The organism is Sphingomonas sp. (genome assembly GCF_036387535.1).
In the GTDB taxonomy this organism is placed as follows: Bacteria; Pseudomonadota; Alphaproteobacteria; order Sphingomonadales; family Sphingomonadaceae; genus Sphingomonas_R.
Window position 1 is genome coordinate 1 of sequence record NZ_DASVTO010000092.1, and the last position, 5,501, is coordinate 5,501.

Genomic DNA, 5,501 nt, shown 5'->3' on the forward strand with positions numbered 1-5,501 from the left:
CTCGTGCGCTGGCGCCGCATTGCCGAGACCCCAATCTGCAATGGCAGTCGGCGCCGCGGGCGTCGAGAATTGCCGACGCCGGGTACGTCATCCCGTGCCGGGCGCGCTCACCTCCGGCCAATTCTACCCCCTCGGTCCGTCCTCGATCTGGTACCGGCAGGCGCATCAGCGCCGTCATGGTGGCGTCACCTCCGCATACCTCGCGATTTCCGCAATCCAGCCGCCGCCGCCGCCGCCGATAGGGCATCATCCGGTATCGTCCGGAATGCCATCCATCATCATGCGGGTGAGCCACGCAATCTGGCGGTTAGGGCAGTCGGCGGCCATAGGGTCTTTTCAGTTCCTTCGGGGACGGAGACGTGCTGCTTTTCCATCCACACGATCAGCGGTCAGACATGGCGGGCGACCTCACGGGTGTGGACCACCGTCGGTCTAGCCGCGAAGAACTTGTCCGACTGCCGCGCGGCATCGCTGGAACCCTTCGGAATTGCGGAAGTCGACCATGTGCGCGTCCACGCTGATCCAAGCAACCCGCAGGCGGTAGCAGGCGGGATCCTCGATTTCCCGCTCCAATGCCATGCCGCGGCAGCCCGGTGCATCCCGGAAGACGCACGAAACGGCGGCGACGGCGGCTTCGAACGCGTCGGCCTGCGCGGGATCGATGGTGAGATGCGCGATTTCGGTGATCATCGGGTCCAAAACCTCCTACGCGTCCAGAGCCGACAGCGTAACGTGGCGCGCGATAGAGAGAAGGGTCAGATCATCATGATTGTTGTCACCGGGGCCGGCGGGTTCGTTGGTCAGGCGGTCGTCGAGCGCCTGCTGGCGCAGGGACGATCGGTCGTCGGATTCGATACCCGCGCGGAAGGCATGATCGCGGCCCCCGCATTTCGGGCGGTGGTCGGCGACCTGGCCGATCCCGCCGCACGCCGGGCGGCGCTGGCCGATGGGTGTGATGCGCTGATCCACCTCGCGACGGTGCCCGGCGGGGCCGCGGAAGCCGATCCCGCGGCGTCGCGGCGCGTGAATGTCGATGCGATGTACGACCTGCTGGAGGACGTCAGGGCGATCAGCCATCGGCCGCGGGTGGTCTATGCCAGTTCGATCGCGGTCTTTGGTGATCCGCTGCCGTCCAACGGGGTCGACGATGCCACGGTTATCGCGCCGAAACTGGTCTATGGCGGTCACAAGGCGATGATGGAAATCGCGCTCGCGATGATGAGTGCACGCAGCGAGATTGACGGTGTCACCGTCCGGCTGCCGGGCGTTGTCGCACGACCGCAGGGTCCATCGGGCATGAAGTCCGCCTTCATGAGTGACCTGTTCCACGCCTTGCGGGGCGGTCGATCATTTCAGTGCCCGGTGTCGGCCGGCGCAACAATCTGGGTGCAATCCGTCACCCGATGTGCCGACAACCTCATCCACGGCCTGACGCTGGACAGCGCAACCATGCCGCGGACGCGGGTCGTGACGCTTCCTGCCCTCGCCATGCGGATGGCGGACCTTGTTGCGGAAATTGCGAGCCAGACGGGCGCGTCCCCTGAGCTGGTCGAATATCGCCCGGACGACGCGTTGGAAGCCGCGTTCGGCCGTCATCCTGCGCTGGCCACACCCGCTGCGGAGCGGGCCGGATTCGCGCATGATGGCGATCTCCGGTCGCTCGTCGAACGGGCGCTCGGCCGGATGGCCCATATGGATCAGCAGGGCCAATAGCACGGGCGGCGGATGCGGACGCCCGATCCCCCGCCGACACTCCGCTGAATGACAACCGACTTCATCCGAGCGGGTGTGCGTCAAGAAACGACAGGCGGGCATCAGGCGTGTCCGCCGCCGGCGTCGGATCAGATGCGTGTATCGGCGGGCCTTTCCGCAACGACGATCCACATCAGCGACAAGGCGATGCCGAACGCCGGTCTGGACCGAACGATGTGCAGTCCGGCGTCCGCGAATGCGGCGGCATAACGGTGTGTCGGTACATAATCGCCGATCACGATCCGCCCGCCCGGTTTCAGGACTCGCGCAATTTCGTGGCAGGCGCGCCGCTGATCGGTTTCGTCCTCGATATTGTGCAGGCAAAGCAGCGACAGGACCCGGTCAAACCCCGCGTCCGGGAACGGCAAGGCGCGGGCATCCGCGGTGCGGACCGCGGCGCGATCGTCGACACCTTCGACAGCGATGTTGCGCAGGGTGGTCGCGGCAGCGTTGTTGGACAGGTCCTTGGCGGACCACAGGTCGATGCCGATGGCTGTGCCGCGCGGGTTCCGCTTCGCCGCGGCGACCAGCAGCAGGCCTGCGCCGGTTCCGACGTCCAGAACGGTGTCGCCATCCCGAAGGTCCGCCAGATGGAGGATGTGGTCGCGGGTGCGAGCCTTTCCGGCAAAGGCGTAGAGGACCATGAGCAGCCCGAAGAACAGCGGAATCGCCCCGAGTGCCATGAGGATCATGCCGAGGTAGCGCGCCGCGCCCGCGGTGAGCGCGACGACGGCCCAGCCCAGCAGGACCATGGTAGCGCCCCCGAACAGCAGACCAAGCATGATGCCTGGAGCGTCAAATCCATACCGCGCCCGTGCGGCAGAGGTGGTTCGCTGCGTCACATCGGCGATCCTGCATCATGGGGTTCGTGTACGGTCCCTATGGTGTTGGTCATGGCAGCGGCGGTGGTCAAGTCGCCCGCCGGAAAGGACGACGATGACCGCACGGCCAGGCACGTCCTGTTCGCAGCGAGGGTCCTGCGCGAGACGGACGCGATCGAAGCAGCCCAGGTTCCGGCTCCGGGCAACGATGATGATGATCTGGAGAGCAAGCCGCGGTCGTTCGGGATCGGGATCCTGACGTTTCTGGCGACGGGTGTCGCGATCGACTTCGGCAACGTCCTGGCAGGTGAACGGCGACAACACCCGGTATCGGCGCAGACGTTCTGTGCAGCGGGTCCTGCGCAAACGATCGCGAACCTGGCCGCGATCCTGGATCCGGTTCGGGCGGCAGAGGCGCTGTTCGGTCGGTGTAAGGGAGCAGCGACGTCCACCCGTCCCTGGGCGTCGATCCCGGCGCCGCCAGCGCCGCGCCGGCCAACGATTGCCGATCGCGTGGTGTATGGCATCGCGCTTTTCATAGGGGCCTTTGCGCGCGGCGACGCGTGATCTCGGCGGCAGCCGGCTCGTGCGGCTTCGGTAATGCCGGGATCAGGCGGACATCTGCAGGAGGCTGGTGGCCAGATCGTCCTTGCGGAACGGTTTGGTCAGGCGGGGCAGGGTGGGGTCAATGCCTTCATTTTCGGCATAACCGGACACGAGCAGCACGGGCAGGTCGGGCTTGAGGCTGCGGATCGCCCGCGCCAGGTCGGTACCGGTCATGCCCGGCATGAGGTGATCGGTGACGAGCAGGTCGAACGATCCGCCCTGTTCGACCAGCCGCATCGCCTCCTCACCGGACGCCGCCTCGACCACCTGGTAGCCTAGGTCGTTCAGCATGTCGGCGGTGCTCATCCGAACAAGCTCCTCATCATCGACCAGCAACGCCACCCCGTCGGCGTCCGGCCGGGCCGCGGGTGCATGTTCGACCTCGGGTCGCTCGGGCCGCAGCGTGCTTTGCGGCAGCCACAGCATGATCGTGGTTCCGGCGCCCGGCCGGCTGGTGATCGCAAGCGCGCCGCCAAGCTGCGAGGCAAGTCCATGGACCATCGACAGGCCGAGGCCGGTACCCTTGCCGATGCCCTTCGTGGAAAAGAAGGGTTCGATGGCGCGCGCAAGCGTGGCCTCGTCCATGCCCTCCCCCGTGTCGGCGACCGACAGGCAGATATAGTGCCCCGTGCGAAGCCCGGTGTGGTGTCCCGGCCGGACCGATTCCCGCGCCGCCGAGATGCGCAGCGTGCCACCGTCCGGCATGGCGTCGCGGGCGTTGACCGCCAGATTGAGGATCGCCATTTCGAGTTGGTTCGGATCGGCCTTGGCGGCTGGCAGGCCATCCGGCGCGTCCACCGTCACCCGGATCTGCGGCCCCGTCGTGCTGGACACGAGATCGCCCATGCCGGTGACAAGCTTCGCCACGTCGACGGGTACCGCCTGGAGCGGCTGCCGCCGTGCGAATGCCAGCAGCCGTTGCACCAGCGTCTTGGCGCGATCCGCCGACTGCGCCGCGCCGGCGATCAGGCGTTGCTCGCGTTCGCCCCCGAGCCCCTTTCGCTGGAGAAGATCGAGCCCGCCGACGATCGGGGTCAGCAGATTGTTGAAATCATGCGCGACACCACCGGTCAACTGTCCCATCGCCTCCATCTTCTGGCTGTGGCGAAGCGCCTCCTGCGCCTGTTCCCGGTCCGCGATCGCGGTGGCGATCCGCGCTTCCAGCGTGGCATTCAACTCGCGCAGTGCTTCTTCCGCCTCCTTGCGGGCGGTGATCTCGACCGCGGTTCCCGCCACGCGCAGGCACCGCCCGGACGCGTCGAACACGCCGCGCCCCTTTGCCGCCACCCACCGGACGACCCCGTCGTCCTTGCCGATCGTGCGATATTCGACATCGTACAGCGCGCGGCGTTCGGGGTCGGCCGCCGCCGCGAACGCCGCGCTGGTCGTGTCGCGTTCGGACGGATGCAGACCCCGGTAGAAATCCTGCATCGTCACCGGCACGTCGGCCGCGATACCGAACATCGCCTTCGTCCGCGGTGGCCAGATCAGCGCATCCCGAACCAAGTCGACATCCCAGAACCCGACATCGGCATTGTCGACCGCGAGCCGCAGCCGTTCCTCGCTCTCCCGCAGCCGTGCCTCCGCGCCCACGCGCTCGACATGCGCCCAGCAGCGTTCCACAACATCCTTCACCAGCAGGATTTCCGCGGCGGTCCAGTCGCGCGCCACGTGCTGATGGATGGCCATCATCGCGGTCAGCCGCCCATCCTTGACCAGGGGACAGCAGATGATCGCGTCGATCCCAATCGCCTGGAACATCTCCCGCCCCTCGCCGGGCGCAAGCTCGGCCGCGACGTCGCGCACGACCAGCGGTCGGCCGGCGTGCATGTCGGATGCCGCGCGCGGCCCGAACAGGTCAAGGCTGTAGGCACCGGCGGAACTCTCCAGCCCCGGCGCGGTATAGTCGCTGCGGATCCAGAAGCGATCGCCGTCGCGGTCGACATCGGCGTAGGCGCAGCGCGATGCCTGGAGCCTGCGCCCCAACATCTCGGTCGCGGCCTGCATTGCCGCGGAGGCATCGGCCGAGCTGAACAGGCGGTCCTCCAGCATGCCGATGAAGCGCAGACGATCCTCGCTGTCCCGAAGGGCCGCCTCCGCCTCATGTTCCACCGTGCGATCGCGAAAGATCTTCACGAAACCGCCATCGTCCATGGCCAGCGGCATCAGCAATCCCGACCCCCAGAAGCGGGTGCCGTCCCGCCGAAGGTGCCAGCGTTCGTTGACCGCGCGGCCTTCCCGGCGGGCACGCGCCACTTCGGACGCGAACACGCCGGCCGCCTGGTCTTCCGCCGTGTAGAAAAAATCCCCCGGGCGACCGAT

Annotated in this window: 5 protein-coding genes; 2 read left to right on the forward strand and 3 right to left on the reverse strand. The window is 67.2% G+C overall.

Features of this window, described 5'->3' with window-relative positions; genetic code table 11:
• Positions 1–432: 432 nt before the first annotated feature.
• Positions 433–690: a putative quinol monooxygenase gene (locus VF649_RS08615; RefSeq protein WP_331011552.1), complete on the reverse strand. Its 258-nt coding sequence runs from the start codon at positions 688–690 to the stop codon at positions 433–435.
• A 75-nt stretch (positions 691–765) separates the two neighbouring features.
• On the opposite strand from VF649_RS08615, the gene VF649_RS08620 reads away from it, so the two are divergent.
• Positions 766–1,713, forward strand: coding sequence for an NAD-dependent epimerase/dehydratase family protein (locus VF649_RS08620; protein WP_331011553.1), 948 nt, complete (start codon positions 766–768; stop codon positions 1,711–1,713).
• A gap of 128 nt (positions 1,714–1,841) precedes the next feature.
• Here VF649_RS08620 and VF649_RS08625 read toward each other — a convergent pair whose 3' ends face one another.
• Positions 1,842–2,594, reverse strand: coding sequence for a class I SAM-dependent methyltransferase (locus tag VF649_RS08625; RefSeq protein ID WP_331011554.1), 753 nt, complete (start codon positions 2,592–2,594; stop codon positions 1,842–1,844).
• A 51-nt stretch (positions 2,595–2,645) separates the two neighbouring features.
• Here VF649_RS08625 and VF649_RS08630 point away from each other — a divergent pair, with 51 nt between their 5' ends.
• Positions 2,646–3,140 carry a TetR family transcriptional regulator gene (locus tag VF649_RS08630; protein ID WP_331011555.1) on the forward strand — a complete coding sequence of 165 codons (495 nt, stop codon included), beginning with the start codon at positions 2,646–2,648 and terminating at the stop codon, positions 3,138–3,140.
• A 42-nt stretch (positions 3,141–3,182) separates the two neighbouring features.
• On the opposite strand, the gene VF649_RS08635 is transcribed toward VF649_RS08630, so the two are convergent.
• Positions 3,183–5,501 (reverse strand): ATP-binding protein (locus VF649_RS08635; RefSeq protein WP_331011556.1); only part of this gene is annotated, 2,319 nt, incomplete at its 5' end.